At 55.4% G+C, this 26199-nt stretch carries 23 protein-coding genes; 13 read left to right on the forward strand and 10 right to left on the reverse strand.

The genetic code is table 11. From position 1 onward, the window contains the following. The first annotated feature begins 16 nt into the window (after nucleotides 1-16). From ABD971_RS17975 to ABD971_RS17995, 5 genes are all read left to right on the forward strand, one after another. A complete protein-coding gene (locus tag ABD971_RS17975) occupies nucleotides 17-550 on the forward strand; it encodes a dihydrofolate reductase (RefSeq protein ID WP_425571332.1) in 534 nt (177 codons plus the stop codon). 162 nt (nucleotides 551-712) lie between these two features. After that, on the forward strand, nucleotides 713-1084 hold the full coding sequence (rpsM, locus tag ABD971_RS17980) for a 30S ribosomal protein S13 (protein WP_425571333.1): 372 nt from the start codon (nucleotides 713-715) through the stop codon (nucleotides 1082-1084). Between the two features lie 111 nt (nucleotides 1085-1195). Continuing rightward, a complete protein-coding gene (gene rpsK / locus ABD971_RS17985) occupies nucleotides 1196-1579 on the forward strand; it encodes a 30S ribosomal protein S11 (RefSeq protein WP_008696448.1) in 384 nt (127 codons plus the stop codon). Between the two features lie 167 nt (nucleotides 1580-1746). Beyond that, a complete protein-coding gene (locus tag ABD971_RS17990; protein WP_008696446.1) occupies nucleotides 1747-2742 on the forward strand; it encodes a DNA-directed RNA polymerase subunit alpha in 996 nt (331 codons plus the stop codon). A gap of 66 nt (nucleotides 2743-2808) precedes the next feature. Beyond that, entirely contained in the window at nucleotides 2809-3420 is a 612-nt protein-coding gene (locus ABD971_RS17995; protein ID WP_339940589.1) for a bL17 family ribosomal protein, read from the forward strand. 175 nt (nucleotides 3421-3595) lie between these two features. Here the strand turns inward: ABD971_RS17995 and ABD971_RS18000 are convergent, their stop codons facing one another. Both ABD971_RS18000 and ABD971_RS18005 read right to left on the reverse strand, forming a co-directional pair. Continuing rightward, nucleotides 3596-4342, reverse strand: a complete 747-nt coding sequence (locus ABD971_RS18000; RefSeq protein ID WP_345324323.1) for a response regulator transcription factor — start codon at nucleotides 4340-4342, stop codon at nucleotides 3596-3598. 18 nt (nucleotides 4343-4360) lie between these two features. Next, nucleotides 4361-5332, reverse strand: a complete 972-nt coding sequence (locus ABD971_RS18005; RefSeq protein ID WP_345324325.1) for a sensor histidine kinase — start codon at nucleotides 5330-5332, stop codon at nucleotides 4361-4363. Nucleotides 5333-5670: 338 nt separating this feature from the next. On the opposite strand from ABD971_RS18005, the gene ABD971_RS18010 reads away from it, so the two are divergent. The 4 genes from ABD971_RS18010 (at nucleotide 5671) to recA (ending at nucleotide 11227) form a co-directional block, all read left to right on the forward strand. Further along, nucleotides 5671-6042: a hypothetical protein gene (locus tag ABD971_RS18010; protein WP_345324327.1), complete on the forward strand. Its 372-nt coding sequence runs from the start codon at nucleotides 5671-5673 to the stop codon at nucleotides 6040-6042. 84 nt (nucleotides 6043-6126) lie between these two features. Then, nucleotides 6127-7170 carry an ABC transporter ATP-binding protein gene (locus ABD971_RS18015; protein ID WP_425571334.1) on the forward strand — a complete coding sequence of 348 codons (1044 nt, stop codon included), beginning with the start codon at nucleotides 6127-6129 and terminating at the stop codon, nucleotides 7168-7170. After that, the gene (locus ABD971_RS18020; RefSeq protein ID WP_345324329.1) at nucleotides 7167-9569 is read left to right on the forward strand and encodes an ABC transporter permease; all 2403 of its coding nucleotides are present in this window, start codon (nucleotides 7167-7169) and stop codon (nucleotides 9567-9569) included. The genes ABD971_RS18015 and ABD971_RS18020 overlap by 4 nt, the downstream gene beginning before the upstream one ends. A 533-nt stretch (nucleotides 9570-10102) precedes the next feature. Next, nucleotides 10103-11227 (forward strand): recombinase RecA, encoded by a 1125-nt coding sequence (recA, locus tag ABD971_RS18025; protein WP_339940600.1) that lies wholly within the window; start codon nucleotides 10103-10105, stop codon nucleotides 11225-11227. 252 nt (nucleotides 11228-11479) lie between these two features. Here the strand turns inward: recA and ABD971_RS18030 are convergent, their stop codons facing one another. From ABD971_RS18030 to ABD971_RS18050, 5 genes are all read right to left on the reverse strand, one after another. Then, nucleotides 11480-13168: a glutamine--tRNA ligase/YqeY domain fusion protein gene (locus ABD971_RS18030; protein WP_345324332.1), complete on the reverse strand. Its 1689-nt coding sequence runs from the start codon at nucleotides 13166-13168 to the stop codon at nucleotides 11480-11482. Nucleotides 13169-13350: 182 nt separating this feature from the next. Then, nucleotides 13351-14700 carry a cytochrome c gene (locus tag ABD971_RS18035; protein WP_345324334.1) on the reverse strand — a complete coding sequence of 450 codons (1350 nt, stop codon included), beginning with the start codon at nucleotides 14698-14700 and terminating at the stop codon, nucleotides 13351-13353. A gap of 274 nt (nucleotides 14701-14974) precedes the next feature. Beyond that, on the reverse strand, nucleotides 14975-16516 hold the full coding sequence (gene gltX / locus ABD971_RS18040) for a glutamate--tRNA ligase (RefSeq protein WP_345324336.1): 1542 nt from the start codon (nucleotides 16514-16516) through the stop codon (nucleotides 14975-14977). A 303-nt stretch (nucleotides 16517-16819) separates the two neighbouring features. After that, on the reverse strand, nucleotides 16820-18547 hold the full coding sequence (locus tag ABD971_RS18045; RefSeq protein WP_345324338.1) for a G protein-coupled receptor family protein: 1728 nt from the start codon (nucleotides 18545-18547) through the stop codon (nucleotides 16820-16822). A gap of 139 nt (nucleotides 18548-18686) precedes the next feature. After that, entirely contained in the window at nucleotides 18687-19313 is a 627-nt protein-coding gene (locus tag ABD971_RS18050) for a DUF456 domain-containing protein (RefSeq protein ID WP_345324340.1), read from the reverse strand. Nucleotides 19314-19649: 336 nt separating this feature from the next. Between ABD971_RS18050 and ABD971_RS18055 the strand changes: the two genes are divergently transcribed. Beyond that, nucleotides 19650-20255: an HNH endonuclease gene (locus ABD971_RS18055; protein WP_339940612.1), complete on the forward strand. Its 606-nt coding sequence runs from the start codon at nucleotides 19650-19652 to the stop codon at nucleotides 20253-20255. Between the two features lie 178 nt (nucleotides 20256-20433). Here the strand turns inward: ABD971_RS18055 and ABD971_RS18060 are convergent, their stop codons facing one another. Next, the gene (locus ABD971_RS18060) at nucleotides 20434-20718 is read right to left on the reverse strand and encodes a ferredoxin family protein (RefSeq protein WP_339940614.1); all 285 of its coding nucleotides are present in this window, start codon (nucleotides 20716-20718) and stop codon (nucleotides 20434-20436) included. 431 nt (nucleotides 20719-21149) lie between these two features. On the opposite strand from ABD971_RS18060, the gene ABD971_RS18065 reads away from it, so the two are divergent. Together ABD971_RS18065 and ABD971_RS18070 are read left to right on the forward strand one after the other, a co-directional pair. Continuing rightward, nucleotides 21150-22364: a class I SAM-dependent rRNA methyltransferase gene (locus tag ABD971_RS18065; protein ID WP_345324344.1), complete on the forward strand. Its 1215-nt coding sequence runs from the start codon at nucleotides 21150-21152 to the stop codon at nucleotides 22362-22364. Nucleotides 22365-22587: 223 nt separating this feature from the next. Further along, nucleotides 22588-23250, forward strand: a complete 663-nt coding sequence (locus ABD971_RS18070) for an FHA domain-containing protein (RefSeq protein ID WP_339940618.1) — start codon at nucleotides 22588-22590, stop codon at nucleotides 23248-23250. A 46-nt stretch (nucleotides 23251-23296) separates the two neighbouring features. On the opposite strand, the gene xerD is transcribed toward ABD971_RS18070, so the two are convergent. Beyond that, a complete protein-coding gene (xerD, locus tag ABD971_RS18075; protein ID WP_339940620.1) occupies nucleotides 23297-24250 on the reverse strand; it encodes a site-specific tyrosine recombinase XerD in 954 nt (317 codons plus the stop codon). Between the two features lie 301 nt (nucleotides 24251-24551). On the opposite strand from xerD, the gene galE reads away from it, so the two are divergent. Further along, nucleotides 24552-25535: a UDP-glucose 4-epimerase GalE gene (gene galE, locus ABD971_RS18080; RefSeq protein ID WP_339940622.1), complete on the forward strand. Its 984-nt coding sequence runs from the start codon at nucleotides 24552-24554 to the stop codon at nucleotides 25533-25535. 156 nt (nucleotides 25536-25691) lie between these two features. Here galE and rpiB read toward each other — a convergent pair whose 3' ends face one another. Next, a complete protein-coding gene (gene rpiB, locus ABD971_RS18085; RefSeq protein WP_339940625.1) occupies nucleotides 25692-26159 on the reverse strand; it encodes a ribose 5-phosphate isomerase B in 468 nt (155 codons plus the stop codon). Nucleotides 26160-26199: the final 40 nt, after the last annotated feature.

The following is a 26199-nucleotide window of genomic DNA, read 5'->3' on the forward strand; positions in this document are numbered from 1 at the left end:
GATTGCGTTGGTGGCGATGACCCCCACGGGAGTGATCGGCAAAGACGGCGATATGCCGTGGCGATTGCGGAGCGATCTGATGCGGTTCAAACAGCTGACGATGGGGGGGACGCTGATTATGGGTCGGCGGACGTACGATTCGATTGGCCGTCCGCTGCCGGGCCGCCGCACGATCGTGGTCACTCGCAACGCCGATTGGAAATGCGAAGGGGTGTGCCGCGCCGAAAATCCGGAACAAGCGGTCCAGATGGCCCGCCAAGCCCCAGCTTCGCAATCGTCCCCAACTTCTCAACAAGAAAGTTCCGCTGACTCGGACACTTCCTCCAAGAACCGTGGAATCTATGTGGTGGGCGGTGCCGAAATCTACCGACAATTGCTACCATGTTGCGACGAAGTTTGGCTAACTCGAGTGTGGTCCTCGGTTTGTGGAGACACGACTCTGTCGATCGAGCTCTCCAAATTCCGCCAAATCGAGCAAACCCGCGTCATCGCCTCTTCGAAAAACAGCGTCCCAACGGAGTTCATCCGAATGGTTCGTGAAAATTCTTAGAAAAATCATCCCACGTCCCCATTGAGCAAAAAGGGGGCCAGACGGTATAGTCCGGGATTCTTGGCCGATGCATCGTGCACCTTGACCCAATGTGTCACACGTTCGTCGTATTTTGCCGTCCCTCTGATCGATACTTGCAGGAGTTCCGTTATGCCCCGTCTGATGGGCGTCGATGTGCCAAACGACAAGCAAATCCAATATTCGCTGACCTATTTGTATGGGATCGGTTTGCATACGGCCCGTGAGGTGTGCGAAAAGCTTGGGATTGAGCCGACACGAAATGCAAACGACTTGGCTGAAGATGAGCTGAGCCGAATCACCGCACTACTTGAGCGTGAATACACGGTCGAAGGTCCTCTTCGTCGTCAAGTCACCCAAAATATTAACCGACTTCGCGAAGTCCGATGCTATCGCGGCATCCGTCATCGCGTCAGTTTGCCAGTACGTGGCCAGCGAACCAAAACCAACGCTCGGACTCGTAAAGGCCCTCGCAAGACGGTTGCGGGCAAGAAGGGCGTCAAGGATTTGCGTTAATCGCCGTCCTGTGGCTGAGAAACGCAGAAAGTCTTCGTTTCTCGTCCTGCCTGAAACACCCCATCGTCAACTTACTGAACCTCACCCAATTTCACTGATAGAGACTTTGCAGTGGCAAAGACCAACAAAAAGAAGCGAGTTCGTCGCAACGTCACCAGCGGCATTGCCCACATCCACGCAACGTTCAACAACACCACCGTCACAATCACCGATCCCAAAGGTGACACATTGTGCTGGGCGAGTGCGGGAACCAGTGGTTTCAAGGGAAGCCGTAAGAGCACCCCGTTTGCGGGCCAATGTGCTGCACAACAAGCCGCTGAAAAGGCAACCAAGTTCGGCATGCGTGACGTCGAAGTCCGCGTGAAGGGCCCAGGTTCAGGCCGCGAAAGTGCAATCACTTCGCTGCAAGCCGCTGGTTTGAACGTGAAGTTGATCGAAGAAGTCACTCCGATCCCTCACAACGGTTGCCGACCACGCAAGAAACGACGCGTGTAATCAACCTTGGCGTCCCGCTCCTGCGGTGACGCCCCCCTTTGTCTGCGTTGCGATGCAGGGCGGTGCGATCGACCCGACGTGTTCAATCACCGAGTGGCCGATTTACCTAGCCCGACGTAATTGCAGCTGACCCCACTCCCACACACCCACAAACATATTGAGGCTTTATGACGATGCACATTCGATGGCGTGGCATGGAACTTCCAAGCTCGCTCGAAGTCGATCGCGATACCCTCACATCGACCTACGGTAAGTTTTCAGCAGAACCATTCGAGCGCGGCTTTGGTGCAAGCGTCGGCAATAGCTTGCGTCGCGTACTGCTAAGTAGCTTGATGGGCAGTGCGGTCACTCAGATTAAAATCCGTGGCGCTCAACACGAATTCACCACCATCCCAGGCGTGATGGAAGACGTGACCGAAGTCGTGTTGAACGTGAAAAGCCTTGTCGTTCGCAACCACACCGAAGCGACTCGCGTGATCACGGTTGAACGTGACAAAGCGGGCCCGATCACCGGCGCGGACATCCAAACCGATGCCGATGTCGAAATCATTAACAAGAATCACGTCATCGCGACCCTCACCGACGATGTTCCATTCATGATGGAAATGGTTGTCGAAAATGGTCGTGGTTACGTGCCTAGCACCGAGCACAGCAGCGTTGACCACGAAATTGGAATCATTCCAATCGACGCGGTCTTCAGCCCGATCACCCGTGTCCGTTACGAAGTCGAGGAAACGCGTGTTGGTCAAAAGACCAACTTCGACCGTTTGATCCTCGAAGTCTGGACCGATGGCAGCCTGAACCCCGAATTGGCATTGGTGGAATCAGCGAAGATCCTTCGCAAACATCTCAACCCATTCGTTCAGTACCGCGAACTCGGACCGAGCATTTTCTCGGCTGCACGCGGTGGAACGGGATCGCCCGAGGCTCAACTCGAAGCGAAACTGAACATGACGCTAGCCGACCTGCGTTTGTCGGTCCGAGCCAACAATTGCTTGGAAAGCGAAAACATCATGACGGTTCGCGACCTAGTCCAACGCACCGAAGATTCGCTGCTTGAAGTTCGCAACTTTGGCGACACCACGCTAAACGAAGTACGCGAGAAACTTTCTCAGTACGGGCTGCATCTTGGCATGCGAGTGCCAAACCAACCTTTGTTCTAAGATGACGCTTGCGTCATCGAAAACCCCTTACAATTTCTATAGAAACTTTTTGACGGATATTCCGCCATGCGACACCGACGACGAGGCCGCGTGCTTGGACGAAGTCCAAGCCACCGCAAGGCGCTGCTGAAGAACTTGGCCAGTGCACTGTTCCTTACTGAACGCGATGCAACTTACGACGACAACGCCCCTAAGGTTGCCGGACGCATCACGACCACATTGCACAAAGCCAAAGAGGTTCGCCCCTTGGTAGAAAAGTGCATCACGATCGCGAAGAAATCGTTGGTTGCGGCTGAAGAAGCTCGCAAGTACGAAGCGCCAGCGGAACGTGGCACCGACGCCTACAAGAAATGGCGAACCAGCGACGATTGGGCAAAGTGGGCTGCAGCCCGTGCTCCCGTTGTTGCCGCTCAGCGACGCGTGGTGCAGTTGATTGGCGATCGCCAAGCGACTCGCATTCTGTTCGACACGATTGCCGAACGCTACGCGGATCGTCCCGGTGGATACACACGCATCTTGCGTCTGGCCACACCTCGTTTGGGCGACGCCGGTACCCGCGCAATCCTCGAACTCGTTGGCAAGAACGATCGCGTCAAGCGTAAAGCGGAACGCCCTTCGTTTGAATCCGAAGCTCCGCAACAAGAGCAAGAAACCGTTGCTGCAGGCAGCGACGAGTAATCGAAATCCTGAACCCGCGATCCCGCGGTTCAAAACACAAAAAGCCAATCTGCTTTTCGCAAAGCAGGTTGGCTTTTTTCATGGACTGATATCGCCCCCCAGGCTTCAATCGCAGAAGGCTTCAATCTCGGAAAGCTTCAAACGCAGAGAACCGTGCGACATTGACGGCCCTTTTCTAGCTGCCGCCGCTTTCGCTCGCGTTAGGCTCGAGCACAAATCGGTAGCCTGCGTCACGGATTGTCAGCAGATGGACGGGAACGGTGCTATCGGGCTCGATGATCTTTCGCAGCCGGGCGATGAATTGATCCACCGCTCGCGTCTGCAGATTGCCCGACATCCCCCATACCTCGCTTAACAATTCGTTGCGACTGATGACGCGATTCGGGTTTTCGACAAAGTAACGCAGCAGCCGCAACTCCTTGGGGGTCATCCGCACCGGTTTACCGGCAGCTTGAACTTCGTGGGTTTCAAAGTTGACGTCGAGCGAACCGAACTGCACTTCGGATACCGCTGTTCGAGCCTTTTTAGGTGCGGGCTTGTTCCGTTCGAAGCCTGCGATTTGGAGCAGGTTTTTCACCCGACTGAGCAATTCATCCAACTCGAACGGCTTGCTCATGTACTGGTTCGCCCCCACGTCGAAACCGCGAGTCCGATCCTCGGCAAGCGTGCGGGCGGACAACATTAGCACTGGAATCATCGATCCTTGCTCGCGAATCGCTTCGCAGACCGAATACCCGCTCATGCTGGGCAGCATCAGATCCAAGACGACCAAATCCACCGGTGCCGAACTGGCGTCAATCAAACGCAGCGCGGTGGGACCGTCCTCGACCAGCGAGACGCGATATCCCTCGGCCTCGAGGTTGTACTTGATACCGACCCCAAGGTGCTTTTCATCTTCAACAACAAGTATATGCGCGGGCATGACGATTACTTTCTAAATTCATCTCGTTGCGTGAGGATCTTCATTTGCTGCGTCGCGAGAGGAAGCCTCTTCGCCGCGAACGAGCCCTTTAAGAATCACCTGAAACTCAGTGCCGGGTTGATCACTGCGATCGAGAATTCGCACCGACCCTCCGACAGATTTGGTTACGTTACGAACCAGATGCAGCCCAAGCCCGGTTCCCGGTTGGCTGCGTTCGAGTTCGTTTCCCAGCCGAACAAAGCGACCAAAAACCTTGCGTTTCTGGTTCGCTGGAATGCCGTTGCCGTTGTCGATAATGGAGACGATGACCTGCTGCTCATCAGCCACTCGGGCGCGGACCACCACCGCCCTGGGGGTGCCGCCATATTTCACTGCATTGTCAATCAAGTTTCGAAACAGAATCTCTAACTGAACCGGTTGGCTTCGCAAGGTGATGGTGGGACTCTCGACGATGATCGTGTCCTCGGGAACACGATACCGCAAGCAGGCTGCCGAACTACATTGGAGCAACAATTGATCCAGCCGCACCTCTTCCTTTTCACTTGGCTCGGTCCCACGCTCGATGCGGGCGGCGTCAAGCAGATGGTTAATCAGCGAATCGAGTCGCTCGACATCCTCGAGCATGAACCGATGAAAGTCCTTTTGTTGCTCTTCGCCCACGTTCCGCCGGGTCAGCGTTTGCAGGTACAGCTTCAGTGACGCGATCGGGCTTTTCAGCTCGTGAGTCACCGAGTCAATGAAATTGGATTGCCGGCGATTCAAGTTCACCGCTTTGACGGTCAACGTCAAATAGGCGATCGAGCCAGCCAGCATGCCGGCGAGCAAAATCACTCCGGTGGCAAGAATTACCCAAAAAACAGGCTTCGATGCTTGCCCGCCTTGCGCGCTCAACCAGCTGGCAATAATCCACACCGCCGCCAACACCACGACGATCACAATCATCACCACCCCCAAAGTAATGGGAGCGGTCAAGGAACGGCGTTCAAACATGCTGATGGCCATAAGGGATATTGCTGCAATTCAGAGACAAAAAAACAAGCCGCAACGCCCCCCCCCACTCTAGAGAGTGATTTCGTTGCAACGAGGCTGTAAAAAGAATCGGCTTAGGAAAAATAAAAGAGGACGATCTTCGCGGATCCCCGCTGAGTTTTAAAAAAACGAGAGTTCTGGCAGTGACGCTACTACCGGAAGCCGCAATAATAATGGGATGAGGCGATATAACCCCCTTTAACGGCAAAATCCGGAGCAGGCCGATGGGCGCTGATACGCGAACACGACGTTTTTCAGAGCGAACGATCCGACAGGTTCGGTTGGATTGTAACCGCGCGATGACGCGAGCACGATTCTGTCCCGAGCGGAGTGACGTTGTCCAGTTGCGGTGCGTGGATGAATCGCTCGAATCCGAACATTCCTTCGGGAACCAGCTGTGGTATTTCGAGGGAGTCGGCGTCGATATCGATCAACATCGCTGCAGCGTGTTCGGGGTGGTCGAATATTCGGTTCAATTCGGGCTGCATGAATTAGTCGACGATGGCGTGTTTGATTCCGAACAACAGCGTGAACGATTTCGCCATATCTACGAACGCGAAGTTCATCCTCCATCGTGGCGTCAACCCGCCCACCGCTGGTTGGCGATTGGGATGGTCGCGGTGACCTTCACCTGGCTGTCGTATCTACTCCTCCGCATTTTGTCGGTCTAGCGTTTGGACATCACGGACCGCAACTCTGTGGATCTCGACGAGACGCCGCCCGCAGACCATCGACATCGCGAATCTGTCGATCCTTTGTCACATGGATCGCCATCGCAACGGGTGGTGATTGATGTTTCGGATCTGAAAAAGAAGTACTCGGCTTGGTCCTTTCGCGGCCGCCATGTGGTCGAGGCCCTGCGAGGGGCGAGTCTGCAAGTTCGCGCAGGCGAAGTATTTGGGTTGCTCGGCCCCAACGGTGCCGGCAAAACAACGCTGATCAAAATCTTACTCGGCGTCATTCGCAGCAGTTCAGGTTCCGCGTCGCTGTTTGGTGAACCCGCAGGCAGCATTGCCGCACGTATGCGAGTTGGTTACCTGCCAGAATCGCTGCGGGTTGATCGCCATCATTCCGCGCGATCCGCGCTACGCTATTACGCTCGCATGAGCCAAATGTCGGGTGCTGAAATCAACCGACGCAGCGACGAACTGCTGGAACTGGTCGGGCTACGAGGACGCGACCGCGAATCGGTTCGCCAATTCAGCAAGGGGATGTATCAGCGGCTCGGACTCGCCCAAGCGCTGATGCATGATCCCGATCTGCTCGTCCTGGACGAGCCCACCGACGGGCTCGACCCCGTGGGCCGCAACGAAGTCCGCAAGGTTATCGATCGATTGCGAGAATCAGGAAAGACGATTTTTCTGAACAGCCATATTTTGCAAGAAGTTGAACTGATCTGTTCCCGTGTCGCGATCATGTCTCATGGCAAGATCTGTGTCGCCGGACGCATCGACGAACTGACTCAATTTGATCGCTTCGAAGAAGTCGCATTCGAAGTCGCGATGCCCGCACCAGGGTCCTCGGCTCAAGACCCCGCGCAATGGCTGCGGCAAACCTTTCCTGCCATCCAATTCGCTGGCGGTACGCCCTCGGACCCCATACCGTCGGCGACCGATCTTGATGCTCCGCATGCGATGACGCTGGAGTTCACGTTGCCACTGTCCTCGCAAAGTGAGGTCGATGACGTGGTCGATGGCTTACGACGCAATGGATTTTCGCTCCGCGGGCTGAAACTGAAACGCGAATCGTTTGAAGAGACATTCATGCGTGAAGTCTCAAGATCCAAGGAGACGACGTGAGACGTTTGTGGCCTTACATCGCGATCATTCTTGATTCGTTTCACGCGGCGCTGTCGTCGCGAATTTTATGGGTGGCATTTATCGCGATTTGGATACTGCTAGGAGCTCTAGCGCCAATCGGGTATCGCGAAGACTTTACCACCACGTTCCGCGATCGTGATATCGATAACGGCGGTCGACTCAAAGCGATGTTGGCGGCGGGTATCGCCGACCCCAGCAAAGCGAACACACCGGTCGGCAAGATCGCAAATGGTTTGCCCGAAGATGTCAAACGCGAACTGCGTCAGGTTGGCCAAGGCGAAGATGTGCGGTTCTACTTCACCACGCTGGCGGATTCGCTTAACTCGTTGTTCGAGGACGAGTCGTGGTACGACGCCGAGCTATGGAAATCGACGGCCCGTCTGCGTGAGCTTCGCGAGCTCGATGAACTCGGCCCCGACGAAATCGACGAAACGCTACGCAAACGCCGGGCGCGACTGCGGATCGAGGCCGCGATCCCTGGTGTGTTTGAATCACGCTCGGCTCGTTCGATCATGCTGACCTATCTGGGCATCGATTTCCCTGCACGCTTTGCCGTCGACAAAACCCAATTTCTGATTTTGTTAAACCAGATCGTGGTGCCAACGATCATCAATTGGCTGCTCGGATTCATCCTGGTCTTTTTGGGAATCCTGGTCACAGCATCAATCATCCCCGACATGCTGCAGCCGGGGTCGCTTCACCTGCTGCTCAGCAAACCTGTCTCGCGTTGGCTGCTGCTGCTCAGCAAGTTTGTGGGGGGGTGTGCGTTTGTGTTTCTGTGCGTCATTCAATTGATCATCGGACTGTACTTGATCGCGGGACTACGGTTGGATGTCTGGAATGCCCGTCTGCTGCTGTGCATCCCAGTTTCGGTGTTTGTGTTTGCCGTCTTTTACAGCGTCTCGACGCTTGCGGGGCTTCGTTTTCGATCGCCCATTTTGGCGATTGGAATCACATGCATGTTTGGCGCCTATTTGGTCGTCGTGGGCATGATCGGCGGCTTCTTTGACGGCTTTGTCACACGCCCGAGCACGATCAACCAAATGACGATCGCAGGCGATGAAGTGTTCGCGACAACGCGGGGCGAGGGCCTGTTACGGTGGGACGCAAAAACCGAACAGTGGGACGAGATCTATGAATCCGAAGCCCTCGGACGCAACCGCGTGCTTGCGCCAGTGGCAATCGATGACTCGACCATCGTGACCGCGGTCGTCCGCGGCGGTCGCTTTAATCCATTTGGACTCGGCGGCTTTGATTTGCTCGTGCTCGACGAATCAAACCAGTGGCGTGCTCAACCAAGTCTGCGATTGCCGACGGCGACCTTGCAGCTAGTCAGTGCCGATAACGGCGTGTTTGCAATCAACTCCAGTGGCATTGCCGTTACGTCAAAACAACAAATCCGCGAAACGGTGGGGGATTCCAGCCACAACCCAAAAACAGACGACGATTCCGTAGCGGCAGCAGCGTCCGCCAGCGGAATGTCATCCGCGGCCCCACAGAACAGCTGGCTGCAAAAATTGGCGAGCATGATGGGGGCGGCTACCGAAGGATTCCAAGACATCCTGCCCAGCGACGTCCTGCTCACTCCGCCCCGCAGCGTTGGGATCAGTGCCTCGGGTGATACGATGGTGCTGTTTAGCGGCAGGCAACTGTCACGACTCCAACCGACAACGGATTCCACAACGACCCAACTTGCATCCAGCGCGGCATGGCAAGTCGTCGCCACACACACCATCGATGCCCCGCTACCTCGCTTTGCGTTTCTCTCGCTCAGTCGCGACTCGGTACTGCTAGCCAGCAACGACGACTCGCTTCAGATTTTTGATCGCGACACCCTCACACCGACGGCAAGCGTGCCGCTACCTGACCGTTTGTCGGTCGTGTCCTCGATTGCGATTGGCGACGATTCGCGTTTCGCCGTTTTAACCAGCGATCAGCGATGTCGCGTCTTGACGCGTGACCCTGATTCGGAAAAGTGGATCCTCGCTGATCCCTTGCCCCAATCCAACATCGAAGCGATTGCCACGGACAAACGATCCTCGACGCTGATGATCGCGCATGACATCGACCAAGTGGACCTGCTTGATGCCGATACATTGACGCTGCACCGCACGCTGCGACCGCAGTTGTCGACATGGCGTCAAATCGATCGTTTTCTGATCGGTCCGCTTCGCAGTATCACGCCTCAGACGAGCGAACTGGGGGGCACTATCGCTGCGATTGTCAGTGGCGAATCGTCGCTTGAAATGAATCGTGACGAGTTTGGCCCCGTCGAACTGGTCCGCTACAAAATCCTCGAACCGGTACTCAGCTGCACGCTGTTTATCGCGGTGCTGTTAACGACCAGCTGCGTCTACTTTTCACGACGTGACTTCTAGGCTCTGCCAGAGAACGCATCGGCGCCGGAAATTTAGCAGCGGAATTCGTCAAGAATTTCGATTTCCCAATGATTCATGCCATGCTTCCGAAAGTCTTGACGGCCTGCTGGTTTTATCAAGATGTGAATGCCCTTGGTGAGCCAAGGGCCGTAGGACGCCGGGTTATGCGTCGCGTCCGGCCGCTCACACGCCAGCGGCCCATAAACTTAACAAGCCGAATTTGCCGGTTAGGTAAGCATTGCTAGCAATGCCGATTTTGATGACGTTTTTCCCGCTGGGGAATGACAGAAAGAATATTTCAGAAAAAACGTAGGCCGGTGACCAGACGTGTCTGGACCTGCACTGATACTAAGAGTGTGGCAAGTAAATCGGACGGAGACGCAAGTTTCACCAAGCAAGTCACTGCGAATGCAAACGTAATGCTTGGCAGTCCCGCTTTACACCGGTACGATAAACACGTTCACCTCACACGAAGATTGACTGATCCAAGGTGCGGGAACTTTCACGGGATTTTTCTGAAAGGGAATAATACAGTGGCTAAGAAAGCAGCAAAATCAGCGGCAAGCAAAGGCGCAAAAGTCGATCCAAACTTGAAGGAAATCCTTTCCCGTGAGCCAGGATTAAAAACCACGCTTCAGCAGATCGAAAAGACCTTTGGCGAAGGTTCGATCATGCCTTTGGGTGCAAATCAAACCTTCAAAATCGACGGCATCCCGACAGGCAGCTTGGGGCTCGACATGGCCCTCGGTGGCTTTGGCGTTCCACGCGGTCGTATCATCGAAGTGTATGGTCCCGAATCGAGTGGTAAAACCACGTTGGCACTGCACATTGGCGGCGAAGCCCAGAAACTAGGCGGCATCGCCGCGATCATCGACGCCGAGCATGCGTTTGACCCCAGTTGGGCCAAAAAGCTTGGCGTCGAACTCGACACACTGTTGGTCAGCCAACCGAGCAGTGGTGAAGAAGCGATGCAAATCTGTGAAATGCTGGTCAAGAGCAATGCCGTTGACGTGATCATCATCGACTCGGTCGCCGCGTTGGTTCCCAAGAAAGAACTTGAGGGCGAAATTGGTGACAGCCACGTCGGTCTGCAAGCTCGACTGATGAGCCAGGCGATGCGTAAGTTGACCGGTGCGATCTCGAAGAGCAAGTGCTGTGTGATCTTCATCAACCAGATCCGCGAAAAGGTTGGAGTGATGTTCGGCAGCCCCGAAACGACTCCGGGCGGTCGAGCCCTAAAGTTTTACGCATCCTGCCGTATCGACGTGCGTCGAATCGGAGCCTTGAAAGATGGCGAAGAACAGGTCGGCCAACGAGTCAAGGCAAAGATCGTCAAAAACAAAGTGGCACCTCCCTTCCGCATCGCCGAGTTCGACATGATGCACAGCAACGGGATCAGCTACGAAGGCGACCTGCTGGATCTCGGTACGACTCACAACATCGTCAACCGCAGCGGTGCTTGGTTTAAATACGGTGAAACGTATCTGGGACAAGGCAAAGAGAAGGCTCGTAACTTCCTGATCGAGAACAAGGATGTCGCGGACGAAATCAAGCAACAAGTGCTTGCCGCTGGAGGGTATGCAGCTCCGATCGAAGAGGGCGAAGACGCGGAAGATGCAAGCGCGGAAGCGGAAGTCGCGAACGTTAACAATAGCTAGTTGGATTCAGCCGAATCGAAACTGAAAACGAACAGGGCACGGTTTACCGTGCCCTGTTTTTTTGTTGAATGAGCACGGTGATCAGATTGAAATCTCTCGCACACGCGCTTTGAAGATGCTCAATTTTGTGCCGGAGGCACTTTACGTGATAGCCTTGGACTTTAGCCCAAGGCTTTGGTTCTGAAATAGACACCAAGTCGCGGAGCAACGTTTTGTGGCGAATGATCGAATCGCAAAACTTCCACGAGCGACTCAGTTCGCTTTGCCCTTGGCTTCCATTTTGCCCCAGGTGTCGCGAAGCGAGACGATTCGATTGAAGACCCTCTTCTGCGGCGTGGTATCGGGATCGACAACGTAGTAGCCCAATCGCTCGAATTGAACGCGATCACCCAATTCGGCTTCCGCAAGCGCCGGTTCGAGATATCCGGTGATCACTTTTAGCGAATCGGGGTTCAAGTAATCAAGGAACGTTTTGCCTTCCTCGGGGTCGCCAGGGTTTTCGACGGTGAACAAGCGGTCGTACAAGCGGACTTCCGCCTCGACGGCATGCTCGGCGCTGACCCAGTGAATCGTTCCTTTGACTTTGCGTCCCGAGGAATCGGAGCCACTTTTGGTTTCCGGATCGTAGGTACAGAGAATTTCGATCACGTTGCCATCGGCGTCTTTGACTACATCGTGGCAATCAACGATGTAACCGGCACGCAGACGGACCGCGCCCCCTTTCTTTAGACGAAAGAACTTGCGTGGCGCCTCTTCGCGGAAATCATCTTGTTCGATCCACAAGCTGCCTGAAAAAGGAATCTCGCGTTTGCCTGCCGACGGGTCTTCGGGATTGTTGATTGCCTCGGTCATCTCGACCTTGCCCTCAGGCCAATTCGTGATCGTTAATTTGATCGGATCCAACACCGCCATTCGCCGCAGCGCGACCGCATTTAGATGTTCACGAACCGCGTTTTCAAGCCGGATAATGTCGATCGTACTGTTGAATTTTGCGATTCCCGCGTCAGCGCAAAAGTTGCGGATCGATTCGGGCGTGTAACCTCGACGGCGGTACCCCGAGATCGTCGGCATCCGCGGATCATCCCAACCGTTGACGTAGCCCTCTTTGACCATTCGCAACATGTGGCGTTTGCCCATCAACAGCGTGCTAAGTTTCAGCTTGGCAAACTCAATTTGACGCGGGTGATGGATGCCGAGTTTTTCACAGTACCAATCGTACAGCGGACGATGATTCTCGAACTCGAGCGTACAGATCGAAAAGGAAATCCCTTCGATCGAATCGCTTTGCCCGTGCGTCCAATCATAGGTTGGATAGATACACCAAGCATCCCCGGTGCGATGATGCGTTGCACGAAGAATGCGGTACATCACGGGGTCCCGCAGATTGATATTCGGCGATGCCATATCAATCTTGGCGCGTAGCACACGTGAACCATCGGGAAATTCCCCCGCACGCATCCGCCGAAACAGATCGAGGTTTTCTTCGACCGTGCGGTCGCGGAAGGGACTATTTTTCCCGGGCTCAGTCAGCGTTCCACGGTACTCGCGAGTCTGTTCCGCAGTCAAATCACAGACGTACGCGTGCCCTTCGCCGATCAGTTTCTCAGCCCACTGGTACAGTTGGTCAAAGTAGTCGCTGGCGTAATGCAAACTGTCCCACTCGAAGCCTAACCAACGGATGTCTTCTTGAATCGACTCGACGTACTCGGTTTCTTCTTTGGTGGGGTTGGTATCGTCAAAACGGAGGTTGCAGGTGCCACCATATTCCTTGGCCAATCCAAAGTTCAGGCAGATACTTTTAGCGTGCCCGATGTGCAGATAGCCATTCGGCTCAGGCGGAAACCGCGTGAACACGCCTGAAAAACGCCCCGCCGCCAAATCGGCCTCAATTGCCTGTTGAATAAAGTGTTTGCTTTCGCGTTTCGCTTCTTGCTCGCTCATAATCGCTTTGACTAATTAAAAAAGTGGGAATAGATAGGGCAACTTCCATCGGCGCTAAACGCGTTGTCGTAGCGAAAGTCGTGCGTGACTTTCGGCATCTCAGGATACATCCGAAACTCTTGACGAATTTCGTCACCCAAATACCCCGTTGCGATGAGATACCAGGAAAGGTATCGCTGTCGCTAGATCGCGGGGCTCGCTTTCGGCTCGGTGCCCACCGCTTCGCTTGCCGCCGCATCGGCACTCGCTGCATCCTCGGCATCTGCGGTTTGCAGCGAGCGAATGAAGTTGATCAGATGCCAAACATCTTGCTTTTCAAATTGGCCTTCGACAAACGTCGCTGCGGGCATCGGGCTACCGTCAATCCCTTGCGTGATCCGGCGGTACAGATCACTGGATTCCGAACCTCCGTGGAACAAGCCTTCCGAGAAGTTTCGAGGCACCGCATTGATTGGCGGCAGCGCTCCGCGGGCAAGCAGCGGGATCAACGCTTCGCGGTCTTCGGGTTTGATTCCGATTCGAGCGGTCCAGTCTTTGGTCCATTCGTCATAGTCGGTGGTCTGGCCGTTACCGAGCCCCTTCTCACCATGACATTTACTGCAGGACGCCACTTTGCCAAGGAATAGTTCGCGGCCTCGCTCAACCGACTTCGCCAACGCATCGGCCTGATCGCCTTGGCTCAGCTTGACGAAATCCTTGTGCGAATTGGCAACGGGAAAATCGCTTGGTGGCTCGGGTACCTCAAGCACTTCGTCTTCCGCTTCGAGCCAGGACTCGGCGATACCCATCGCGATCTCCTCCGAGATTTCCCATTGCTCCTCGTACAATTCCTGTTCTTCTTCGTCGGAACTGTTGGCCAATTCAGGATCGATGATGCGTTCGCCGCCTTCGAAATCGACACCTTCCATGACGGCGTCGTCGATCAAGGCTCGTTCGGTCTCACCACGCCACGACAAATAGATCACGTAGTCGGTGAGCGCTTGCACGTCGTCTTCGGTCAACTCGGGGATCTTGACCATCGCGGTACCCGCGATCCCGTTGCGAATCGAACGAGCGATGTCCTCTCGTGTTGGCTTGTAGCTAAGCGGAGTCGATTTGAACTTAAACACCCCCATCCGGTAATCGCGTGGATACGGGTTTAAGATTGCCGCAGTGGTGCCACGTCCATTTCCGGTCACGCCATGACACAACGCACAATGTTTGCGGTACAGGCCACGTCCCTCGGCATCAGCAGGCCCCGAAGCACGCACGAGCCGATCGAGATCTAGCAGCTCGGCAAAATCCTCTTCCTCGGCAACGAAGTCAGGCAGTTTGGGCTCGTCCGGCGTGCCGAACATCTTCGTCACCACCCACATCGAGTCTTTGGAGGCTTGATCCATCGAGACGTTGTCTTTGATTTGGTACTTCATCGCGTGGACAAAGTTGGGCTCAAATGTCACCGGTGTCTCTTCACGTTTGCATCCGGCCGCGAAAACGCAAACCGCCGCGCACACCACGATCGCGACGGAGGATGAGAAACGGAAACGTTGCATGGCTAACACTCGCAATGGAACAAAAAGGGGTGACGAAATATCCATGATACAGTTTACCCGAAATCACCCCAAATCTGCATGGGCACAGATTGTCGCGGTTTCGCGGGGCAAACGGGTTTGTGCGGCTGTCGGAACCGGCGTTACGTTTTTTGAAGTTGCGTTATTGTCGTTTTCCAGGCAAATCCGAACCCGAAGCGAGTCAGCGAGGGACCACGTCAAGATCGAGATGTCCTCGCTGACGCTTCGAGTTGTGAAGAAGACGCAACTTCAAACGTTACGCTTGGACCACCTTGTCGATTCGCGCCAACACTCGGTCTTTGCCGATCACCGCCAGCGTTTCGAACATGCCAAATCCGGCTGCGGTGCCCGTGGTCGCCACTCGCAACGCATGAATGATGTTGCCGAGTTTGATGCCTTCGCCCTCACAGAATTGCTTGACGAGCGTTTCAACCGACTGGATCGACCACGAGTCGGCGGCCGCAAACTGGTCTCTCAATTTTTTCAGCAGATCTTTCGCTGCCGCGTCACCGTCGATCCGCTTGGCGTAGGCTTTGGCATCGACCGGAAACTCGTCCAGAAAACAGTAATCAAAATCGAGGATATCGCCTGCGATCTTCAGTCGGTCACCGGCTCCGTGAACCACTTCGCCGAGCTTCGCGTCGGAGCCCGGTTCCTCGAGCAATCCTGCTCGCTCGGCGAACGGTTTGACTCGCTCGATTCGTTCTTCGAGCGGCAGTGCGGCAAACGCGTCCCCTTGGAACGACAACAGTTTTTGCGGATCAAATGAGGCGGGCGCCTTGGTGACTCGCTCGAGCGAAAACAGTTCGGTCATTTCAGCAATCGTGAATTTTTCGCGTTCGCCGTCGAGCGACCATCCCAACAGCAACAAGTAATTCAAAATCGCTTCGACCGTGAACCCAATTTCGCGATAAAAGTCGACAATCACGGGGTTAAACGTATCGGCTTCGGTTTGGATCCCACAGCGGTCTGCGATCCGACGTCCCCGTGCAAGCAGCTCGGCGAAATCTTTGTTCTTCTCGTATTTGGCCAGCTTTCGCTTGCTCAATTTTGCATGACCGCCGGGTTCGGCAACGTAGGGCAAATGCGCATAGGCCGGTCGTTGGTACCCGAGCGACTCGAGGATAAAGATCTGCCGCGGCGTGTTCGACAGATGTTCTTCGGAGCGGATTACGTGGGTGATCTCGTAGTCGTGGTCATCGACCACGCTGGCGAGGTGATACAAACAACTGCCATCGGCGCGTTGGATCACATGGTCTTGCTCGGCCCCCCATGCCACCCGCACTTCGCCGCGAACGAGGTCCGAAATGACACATTCGCCTTCGCGTGGCATCTTTAACCGAACGACGGCGGTGCGTCCTTCAGCTTCAAACGCCGCTGCGGCGGCATCATCCTCGGCCATCCAGCGGCGATCGTAGATGAACTGCTTGCCCGCCTTTTGTGCTTCCTCTCGCAGCGCCGCGAACTCTTCGGGGCGTGAGTAATCTCGGTAGGCATGACCACTCTCTAACAGCGACTTGGCAGCCGCAGCATGGCGATCGGCGCGTTGGGACTGGAAATAGGGCTCGTGGGGTCCGCCGACCTCGGGACCTTCATCCCAAGTCATTCCCAACCAGCGAAAGCCATCCAAGATCGGCTGGATCGCCTCGTTCACGTTCCGCCCGGCATCGGTGTCATCGATGCGAAGAATAAACTGACCGCCCATCTTTCGCGCGACCAACCAATTGAAAAGGGCGGTGCGAACACCACCAATGTGAAGATAACCGGTCGGGCTGGGGGCAAATCGTGTTCGAATCATGGATCGGATCGAGCAGGGGAGTGGGAAACGGAGAAAAATCGCAAAGGGCGAACAAGAACAAGATGTGGGAGAAGATACCCGAAGATGGGGTTCGGCTCATAGAAGCCCACTGCGGCGGTCGGAGCAAATCCGTTTCACGAACGAGACGAGGACGCTTTGGGCAGGCCCGAGTGGCAGGCAGGCCCGAGTGGCAGGCAGGTCTGAGTGGCAGGCAGGTCTGTGAGGCACGCGTGGTACGAAGGGACTCAAAGACACGGGTGACCGAAAGTCTTGGCGACTTTCGCTACGAGAATCGTGGACCTTCTAGGCGGCGCGGCCTTGGCGTTTGAGTTGTTTGCGAAGTTTCCGCCGCTCCGTTTTGCTGAGCGAATCCCAGTCGATCGAATCGGAATCCTGCCAGTCCTGGTCGCCCGAGCCATGGCCAGACGCATCGTCGTTGCCATCATCGTCATGTTCGTCTGCATGATCCGCGGCGGCCGCTGCTTCGTTTTTCTTAGCACCGCGACTCAACCACCCCCCGAGTCCGCGTTTCTTGGTGGGCGGATCACTCTCGCCGTCGGACTGATCGTCGGCCTGCTCAGCGGACGCGGCCACTGCGGGAGATTCCTCGGCGGAATCGTCCTCCTGCTGTGATTCAGGTTTCTTGCGGCGTCCCAATCCGAAGGAGAATCGGCCCCGCTTCTTCGGCGGATCATCCTCGACAGCTTCCTCACCCGATGACTCTCCGGCGGGCGACGCATCCTGCAAATCCTCTTCCTCGATGTCCGTGCGTTCAGCCTTTGCCGCTCGCAATCCTAGCCAACGTCGTTTCTTACGAGGCTCGGAATCGACGTTGGCATCAGTATCCTCGACCGCTTCCTCGTCTTGATCCGCTACGACGTCGGCCGCGGCGTCATCCGCGGCTGCAGAGTTATTTTTCTTGCCTCGGCGCAGTGACCACCATCGACGTTTGCCGCTGTCTGAGCTGCTTGAGTCATCGTCCTGATCCGATTCGGCATCATCACCGACATGTTCACGCTGTGGTTTACTGGCCGGTTTCGCTTTGGATTTGGGCTTCGGTTTCTTTTCTACAGCGACTTTGGATTCGGTATCTGCTTGCGGATCATCGTCCCCTTCGGTTTCGCGATCCCGCGTCAAATACCGCACCTTCCACTCTTGGAACCGCTCGGCCAGCGAGTCGTTTTCATCAAGATTACGGACTTGGCGATACAGCATCCGCAAATACCCGCCAAGCGAGATGAACAAGGTCGTATAGGCTAGCAGCGGAGCGGTGGTCACGAGCGACCATTTCCCGATCGAATCAACGGCAAAGATATTCCATTTTGCGGCGACCGGGATGGCCATCAACGTCCAGGCGACGATCATCGTCACCAGCGACCAACGCGACCGACGAACTTCGGCAGTCAGACGCAGCGCTAACACGGCGCCACCGATCGTAATCACGATCGAAAGCCAATCGCTGCCGGACAACGCGACCCGTTCGCCGATGGCCAAGTCGAGCAACGCGCCAGCCCAATCGACGATCGAAACGAGCGAGTTAATGCTGGCCAGGAACATTGCGATCAACACGAGACGCCACAAACGGTATTGGCCGGTGTAATCATCGACTCGATAGCGGCGAACTTGATAAATCATTAGCGACGCACCGGCGGATCCCGCCAACAACACGCACGTGATCCAGCGTCCAAAGCTGTCGGGGCGATCCAATCGCAGCGGCCGGGCGACTTCGGGGTGGTTGACGATCGAGGGCCAAGCGACCGATGCGAAATGAGCCGCAGACAACAGAATCGCAACGCCCCACAGCACCGCCGCCACACTTGTCAACGTTCGTCGCTTGACGGGAACAAGTGAGAACCAACGTCCGCGCAGCCGCCGATGAACGCGTGCAGCGTAGGTTGCCGTCGGCCGCCGTGCTTCGCGCCACTGCTCGGCCGTACGACGACTCGCTGCCGTGGATGAAGTCAGGTCGGCTTGCTGAGTCGAATAAAGAACTCGCCGCCGACGGTCGATCGTGCGCCGCGTCTGGGACATGCAACCTTGGCCATGATGTTTTCTTTGAAGAGTTTCCGCCGCGACGAGCGTAGGAAAATGGCCCCACCAAAGTCAATGCAATCCACGAACCGACCAATCTCAGGCAAATGCTAGCGAACCATGTGAAGTTACTTTTTCGCTAAAACAGCACGCCGATGAGTGCCGCCAGCACGACGGCCAAACCGGCAGCAAACTTACCCAGCGTGCCAAAGGTGCGTCCCCAGAACGCGGCGTGCCCGACGCTCCAGCTTTCTCGCCATGAACGCCCGTCGGTCCATTCGCCGTAGATCGCTCCCGCAGTGGCCCCCACCCCGCCAAACAGGATGGCTGCCAAAATTGGGCCGACGACAGGGATGGGGATCCCGACGAACGCACCAATCAGGGCTCCGGCCATCGAACCGACCACCGCCAACAGAGTCGAACGGCGGCTCGCTCCGGCTTTTTGAGCTCCCATCGCCCCTGCGGCGAACTCGATAATTTCACCAAGCAAGGCAAACAGAAACGCGGCCGCCAGGGTGGTAGCGCCAATCGCGATGCGGCCCTCACTCGGCCCTAACCACGCATACAATGCCATGGCGGCGACCGAGATCCAATTTCCTGGCAGCGTGATCAGATTCAATCCCCACGCGACGATACAAAAAACGACCAGCAAAATTGCGGCCAACACCGCTCCGGTGGGCCCGAGCCAGCCGAACCAGCGCTCGGTATCGAACGACAGCAAAAAAATCGAGGTGAGCGAACTGGCGACGAGCATCAAGGTGGACAAAACCGTTTTCTAAACAGGAAAAATCGTGGAAAAAGCAGGCGTTTTACCGTGAATCTTCGATGAAATTGCGATGAACCGCTGCGGCAATTTGATGGCGACCAATCGCCAGCACTCTACAATGATGGGAAAGAAACGCTGCCAAAGCACTGCGAACCCCCAGTCAGTTTTTCCGTGTCGCAGAAAGCGTAGCTTATCCTCGTGCATGCTTATAGTGAATGCAAAGCCAGTCTATTAAACTGATGAAGATGATTCAGTCGTTTTTTTGACAAACCCGACTGAATGGATTCGTCCCACGAAGTGCCTTTTTAGAGAGACAACGGAAGGATCGAATTGCTTATGTCGCAAAGTGTTCTCGACACGAATGTGTTAGTGCTGAATCGTTTTTACATGGCGATCCGCGTGGTCAACGTACGACGTACCTTCACGTTGTTGTACCGCGAATGTGCGGAAGTGATTTGTCATGACGATGATCAATACGTCAGCTACGACTTCGAAAGCTGGTGTGAACTCAGCCAGATTACCTCTCTGGAAAAACAACCTGACGAAGACTACATCCGAGCGGTGGGCTTTGAACTACGTGTCCCCCGGATTGTTCGTCTCACACGGTTTGATCGCATGCCGGTCCAGACGGTGCGGTTCAACCGCAGGAATCTGTTCGCTCGCGACGAGAACCAATGTCAATATTGCGGCCGGAAAGAACCGACCAACAAATTGAGCTTGGACCATGTGATCCCACGATCCCATGGCGGGCCGACAACGTGGGAAAACATCGTTTGCTGCTGCTTGAAATGCAACAGCCGCAAAGGGGGGCGGACACCGCAACAAGCTCGCATGCAATTGCTAAGCCGCCCAGTGAAACCGCGTTTCAACCCCATGTTGGCTCAATCGATGGAAGATCCACGTTACGAATGCTGGAAAACATTCCTGCCAGCAATGAGTTGAGATCGGCTGAGCCCCAAGCAATAAAAAAAACCCTCTGTGAGACGTCTCACGGAGGGTTTTTCAAGTAGCGTTGATCGGGACGAAAAATCGTCGATCAGGGCGCGTCGAATAGGGCGCGTCGAATAGGGCGCGTCGAATAGGGCGCGGGGCGTTTCCGTAGCAGCTACGGCGAAACGTCTTACTTATCGGCCAGCGGCTCTTTCTTTTCGGTAATGACGTCGCATTCATCCGATTCCGATCGCTCCGCGTTCAGCTCGATGTAGCTCTTCCATTCCTCAGGCACGTTGTCTTCGTGGAAGATCGCTTCAACGGGACATTCCGGAACGCACGCTTCACAGTCGATGCATTCTTCGGGGTGGATGTACAACATTTGATCGCCCTCGTAGAAACACTCTACTGGACAAACAACAACACAATCGGTGTATTTGCATCCTGAGCATGGCTCGCAAACAACATGTGTCATGGCAGATGACCTTTCTTTGAAGCAATTTCGCGTACGACCGTCACGCACCATCCGCGTGCCGATCCGTCTTCGGTGTTTATCGACCGGACACCCCAGTCGCTCCAGTTTAACCGACTCCATTGTGCCCAGTTTGGTTCTCGCTGACGAGCGGGCATTTTGATTTCCGACTGAATCGGTCATCCTGCATGCCCCCTGGAGAGCCATCCCCAGCCGGACTCCGCTGCCGCGGTGGAGGTTATTTTGCGATGATTTGCCAGCGGCATCCAGCTTCCAGCTTGCGTTTTTCGACGGGGATGGCAAGCTGAAAGGGCGCACAGCGATCCGCATGCCACCTTGCGGCACTGCGGGAGATGACAAAATGGGCTAACGCCACAAAATCACTTCGATTTGCACCCTATTTCCTTCAGAAATTCCTTCAGGACCAACCACGCGTGACCTATTCCGATACCCCTGTTCCACTTCGCTTAAAACCGTCACGCCAATTCCCATTCCTGGCCCGCCATCCTTGGGTTCACGCCCATGCGTTAGCGGAAACCGGCCACAACTTGAAAACGGGCCAGGTCGTCGATCTACTCGACTTCGACGGCAACTGGGTCGCCCGAGGCGTGGTCAATCCCGGCAGCCGGTTGCGAGTCCGATTGTACGCCTTTGACGCCAATATCGAAATCAACGAGCACCATTGGCAATCGCGAATGGATGCGGCGATTGCCCGTCGCCGGTTAACGGGACCACTGGATCCCCAGGCCGCGGAACGAATTGTCTTCAGCGAATCAGACCTACTGAGCGGTCTAATTGTCGACCGCTACGCCGATTGCTTGGGCGTGCAATTTACGGCCGGCGCATTATTGCGTTGGCAGCAGCCGATTCTGCAGCATTTGAAAACCGCGTTGTCGGCGCGAGCCATCATGGTCCGCGTGGATGAAAAAACAGCCAAACACGAAGGCATCGAGCCACAAAACGAATGGTTCGAAGGGGTCGAGCAACAGGAATCGGTGCTCTATCGCGAAAACGGACTGCAATTGGCCGTCGATCTTCATGCCGGACAAAAGACGGGAGGTTATCTCGACCAACGCCTCAACCACCTCGCGGCAGCCCAATACATGAAAGGCCGCAGCGTGCTGGATGTCTGCTGCTACAACGGGGGGTTCGGTTTGGTTGCGTTGAAGGAAGGTGCCAAGTCGGTGCTCGGAATCGACTCGAGCCAAGCGGCACTGGATCACGCTCAAGAAGCGGTCACCCGCAATGGCTTGGGCAGCGACCCGCACGGTAAGATCAGCTTTTCTCAGGGCGATTGCTTTGACGAACTGAAACGGCTCGGCGATGAGGGTCAACGCTTCGACGCCATCGTCTTGGATCCCCCTCGTTTTGCGGGCAGCCGGCATCAAGTTGACACGGCGCTGCGGGCGTATCGACGACTTAATTCACTGGCGGTGGACCTACTGCCCCCCGGCGGAGTCTTGGTCACATGCAGCTGCAGCGGTCGAGTCTCACGCTCCGAGTTTCTTAATATGTTGTTGGATGTCGGGCGACGAAAACGCCGTGATTTGATCGTTTTAGAAAATCGAGGCCCCGCGCCCGACCACCCCTGCGCGATTTCCTGTCCCGAAAGCGATTATTTAAAATGTATAATTGCAGAGGTTCAGTAGAAATCTCGCGTTGATATTAAGTCAGCGATATTAAGTCAGCTCACTTTTACTGGCCCACGGATTTTTACTGGCCACGGATCAGGAGTCGAGAAGAATTGTTAAACAATAGAAAGATCTCGCGAAACCGCAGGAACTGCGGTGACGCAACCGTAAACAACGTTTATACTTATCACCCTCGACCCATGATTCTTGTCTCCCTTGTTCCCTCCCGTCGGAGTGCCCCATGTCGGGCGTGACCCTCAAGATTCTGCACGGCGCTGATCGCGGAAAGGTGTACGAAAACTTGCACCCACCGCTGACGGTAGGTCGCGAAGAAGGCAACGACATCCAGCTCAACGACGAACGCGTCAGCCGCTGTCATTTCAAGGTCCAGCGCGACAACGAACGTCTCGTGCTGACCGATCTGGACAGCACCAATGGAACAAAGGTCAACGGCACCGAGTGCCAACTCAAGATCCTTCGCCACGGTGATTTGATTGCGTTGGGACGCAGTTTGATCTTGGTCGGTTCGGAAGAACAGATTGCTGCACGGTTGGCCGCCATGGGCGGTGACAACCCGACCGTCAGCCGCGACATGGCATCCTCGGAAAGCTCGATCGCGTTGGAGCTAAACCAAGAGCCCAAATCGCCTTATCCAGCCGAGTTGGTGCAAATCTTGGAAGTCCCGTCGATTCCCGACGGATTGTCGCCAGGCCAAAAAGCACAGCTTTGTGAAATCCTTGATTACCTTCAATCACGACTTCATAAATTGATCGAAGCGGCCAAGACTAACGAAAGCAACGACGAAGTCGTACTGTCGTTCTCCGCGTGGCAACGTCTGTTGGATGCCCAAGCGAAATTGGCAAACATGGGACGCAAGATTGCCGATCCCGATTGGCCGAATTGATTCAAGCGGCAACGCTTACGCAGCGGCAAAATCGCACCTTCAACATTCAAGCTCTCGGGTGAAACGCTTGGTGCACCTTCTTCAACCGCGAATGCTCTACGTGCGTATAGATCTGAGTGGTCTGGATACTGGCGTGCCCCAACATCTCTTGCACCAAACGCAAATCGGCGCCGCCAGCCAATAAGTGGGTGGCGAAGCTATGCCGCAAACTATGAGGGCTGATCGACGGGTCGATGCCGACACGCTTGGCGTAAAACTTGACGAGCCGCCACAGCTGGATGCGATCGAGCGCACGGCCACTGCGTGACAAAAAAAGCTCCTCCGGCGGATGCGGACTCTTCTCCGCTAACTTGCCTCGCAACTCTTCGCAATAGCGAGTGATTGCCGCGATCGCTTGAGAACCGATCGGCACGACGCGTTGCTTGCCCCCTTTTCCTTCGCACTTCAAGAATTTTTCGCTCAGCGACATGTCACGCACACGGATCGAACAGACTTCCGAGGCACGGCAACCGGTTGCGTACAACACTTCCAACATCGCGACGTCACGCTGCCAATAGACATCCGCTTTCCGCGGTGACGACAAAAACATGTCGACTTGCCGAGTCGACAAAACGCCGGGGATACGTTGCCACATTTTCTGGGTGACAATCAATTCGGCCGGATTGCTTTGGACAATCCCTTCGAGTTGCAAGTACTTGAAAAAAGTGCGAACGGCAACCACGTTGCGAGCGATCGAAGCAGGAGCAAGCTCGGCTTCGTGAAGCTCGCCGATGTAAGACGACAAATCGCTGATCGAGATTTGATTCAGCGATCCGGTGCCAAGCCAAGTTGCGAAGCGCCGCATGTCACGGCCGTAGGCGGCGATCGTGTTGGCCGCCAAGTGGCATTCGCTCCGCAGATAGTCCAGAAACTCGTTACAAACCGTTTCGGTCGCACGATTGGACTTTGGCGGCGGCCCCGCCTTCTGCAGCAGCTCGAGCTTGGTAGGTCGCTTTGCCAAGGCATTCCCTCAAAGGTGAATAGAGTGGGACAGGCTTTTAGGTTGTCATTATGACGAGGCTCACCGCTTGCAGCCTGCTGATTCTGCGGATGCAACGCTGAAAGCCGATCGTTTGTGACGCGGTGGATGGATGACAGGCTGGAAGCCTTTCCCACAGCTATGGCATTGGCAGAATCAACAAACTACCCTTATCCTGATTCGACACACGACACGGTCGCCCTTGGACGAGGATGGTGATCTCGCTCGGTTTTGCCTGTTTGTACGTCCGACCATTCCAACTGTTTTAGAAAGTACGATTGCCATGAATGTTCTAGTGGTAGGTGGCGCCGGATATATCGGTTCTCACGCGGTTCGGTTGCTGCTAGACGCCGGACACACAGTCACAGTTTATGACAATCTCTCGCGAGGCCACGCCGCCTCGGTGCCCGACGGGATGCTGGTTCAAGGCGAGTTGTCGGACCGAGCCAAAGTCGTGCAAACGCTTCGCGACAAAAAAATTGACGCCGTGATGCACTTTGCCGCCTTCGCATTGGTCAACGAATCGGTCAACGATCCGGCACTCTACTATCGCAACAATGTGATCGATGCGGTCGAACTGCTCGATGCCATGCGTGAAGCCGATGTGAAGAAAATCGTGTTCAGCAGCACCACCGCGACTTACGGCGAACCCGACACCGTCCCGATCCCGGAAACGACACCCCAGAATCCGATCAATCCGTATGGATTCACCAAAATGGTGTTTGAACATGCCTTAGCCGACTATGCCGCAGCCTACGGTTTTGGCTACGCGGCGCTTCGCTACTTTAATGCCGCCGGGGCACGTCCAGACGGATCGATCGGCGAGGATCACGACCCGGAAACGCACTTGATCCCGATCGTATTACAGGTCGCTCTGGGACAACGCGACGCGATCACCATCTTTGGTGACGACTATGCGACCGAAGATGGCACCTGTGTGCGTGACTACATTCACGTTGATGACCTGGGCGCCGCTCACTTGCTGGCGCTTGACAAAATCGAGCTTGGCAAAGGCTTGTGCGTGAACTTAGGTACAGGTCGCGGCACCAGCGTCCGCGAGATCATCGAGGCATGCCGTGAGGTCACCGGGCACCCGATTCCAGAAAAAATGGGTCCCCGTCGGGCGGGCGATCCGTCGGAATTGATCGCGGATGCCCGCATGGCCAAAGAGCGACTGGGCTGGCAACCCAAGTACATGGACGTCAAATCGATCGTCCAAACCGCTTGGAAATGGCATCAAGCCCATCCAAACGGCTACGCGAAATAAACAATCGCAGACGCGTCCTTCGTCGCCGCCAAGAATGAAATTTGGTGGTGGCGGAAGTCACGCGTGATTTTCGTTGTCTTTACTTTCGTTGTATTTGCCCGCCGATCCGAAACTCCGACGAGTTCCGCTACCCTAACAGCAAGCTGCGAGGCAGCACTAGATTCCCTCTTTCTCGATTTTCAAGACTTTGGCCAAGCGGCGGGCATGTCGATCTTCGGGCTCGTATTGGGCGGCCAGGAACGCTTGGACGATCTCAAATGCCAATTCCGAGCCGATGATACGGCCGCCGATGCAGAGCACATTCATATCGTCGTGCTCGACGCCTTGGTGGGCCGAGTAGGTATCGTGGCAGATCGAGGCTCGAATTCCGTCGATTTTGTTGGCAGCCACGCTGACTCCCACTCCGCTGCCACAGACCATAATTCCCTTGTCGGCGCGTCCAGCCAGGATTTCTTTTGCTACTGCGACCGCGAAATCGGGGTAATCACAGCGTGCTTCGCTGTCGGTACCGCAATCGATCATCGCGGTGACCTGGTCGCCAAAACGCTCGACGATCATCTTTTTCAGGGGAAAACCAGCGTGATCGCCACCAATGGCGACTCGCAGAGGGAGTGATTCAGTCATGTGATCTCAGAATGGACGATCTCGAAACAAGCTTTCTCGA

Origin of the sequence: Novipirellula rosea (assembly GCF_039541335.1) — a bacterium.
In the GTDB taxonomy this organism is placed as follows: Bacteria; Planctomycetota; Planctomycetia; order Pirellulales; family Pirellulaceae; genus Novipirellula; species Novipirellula rosea.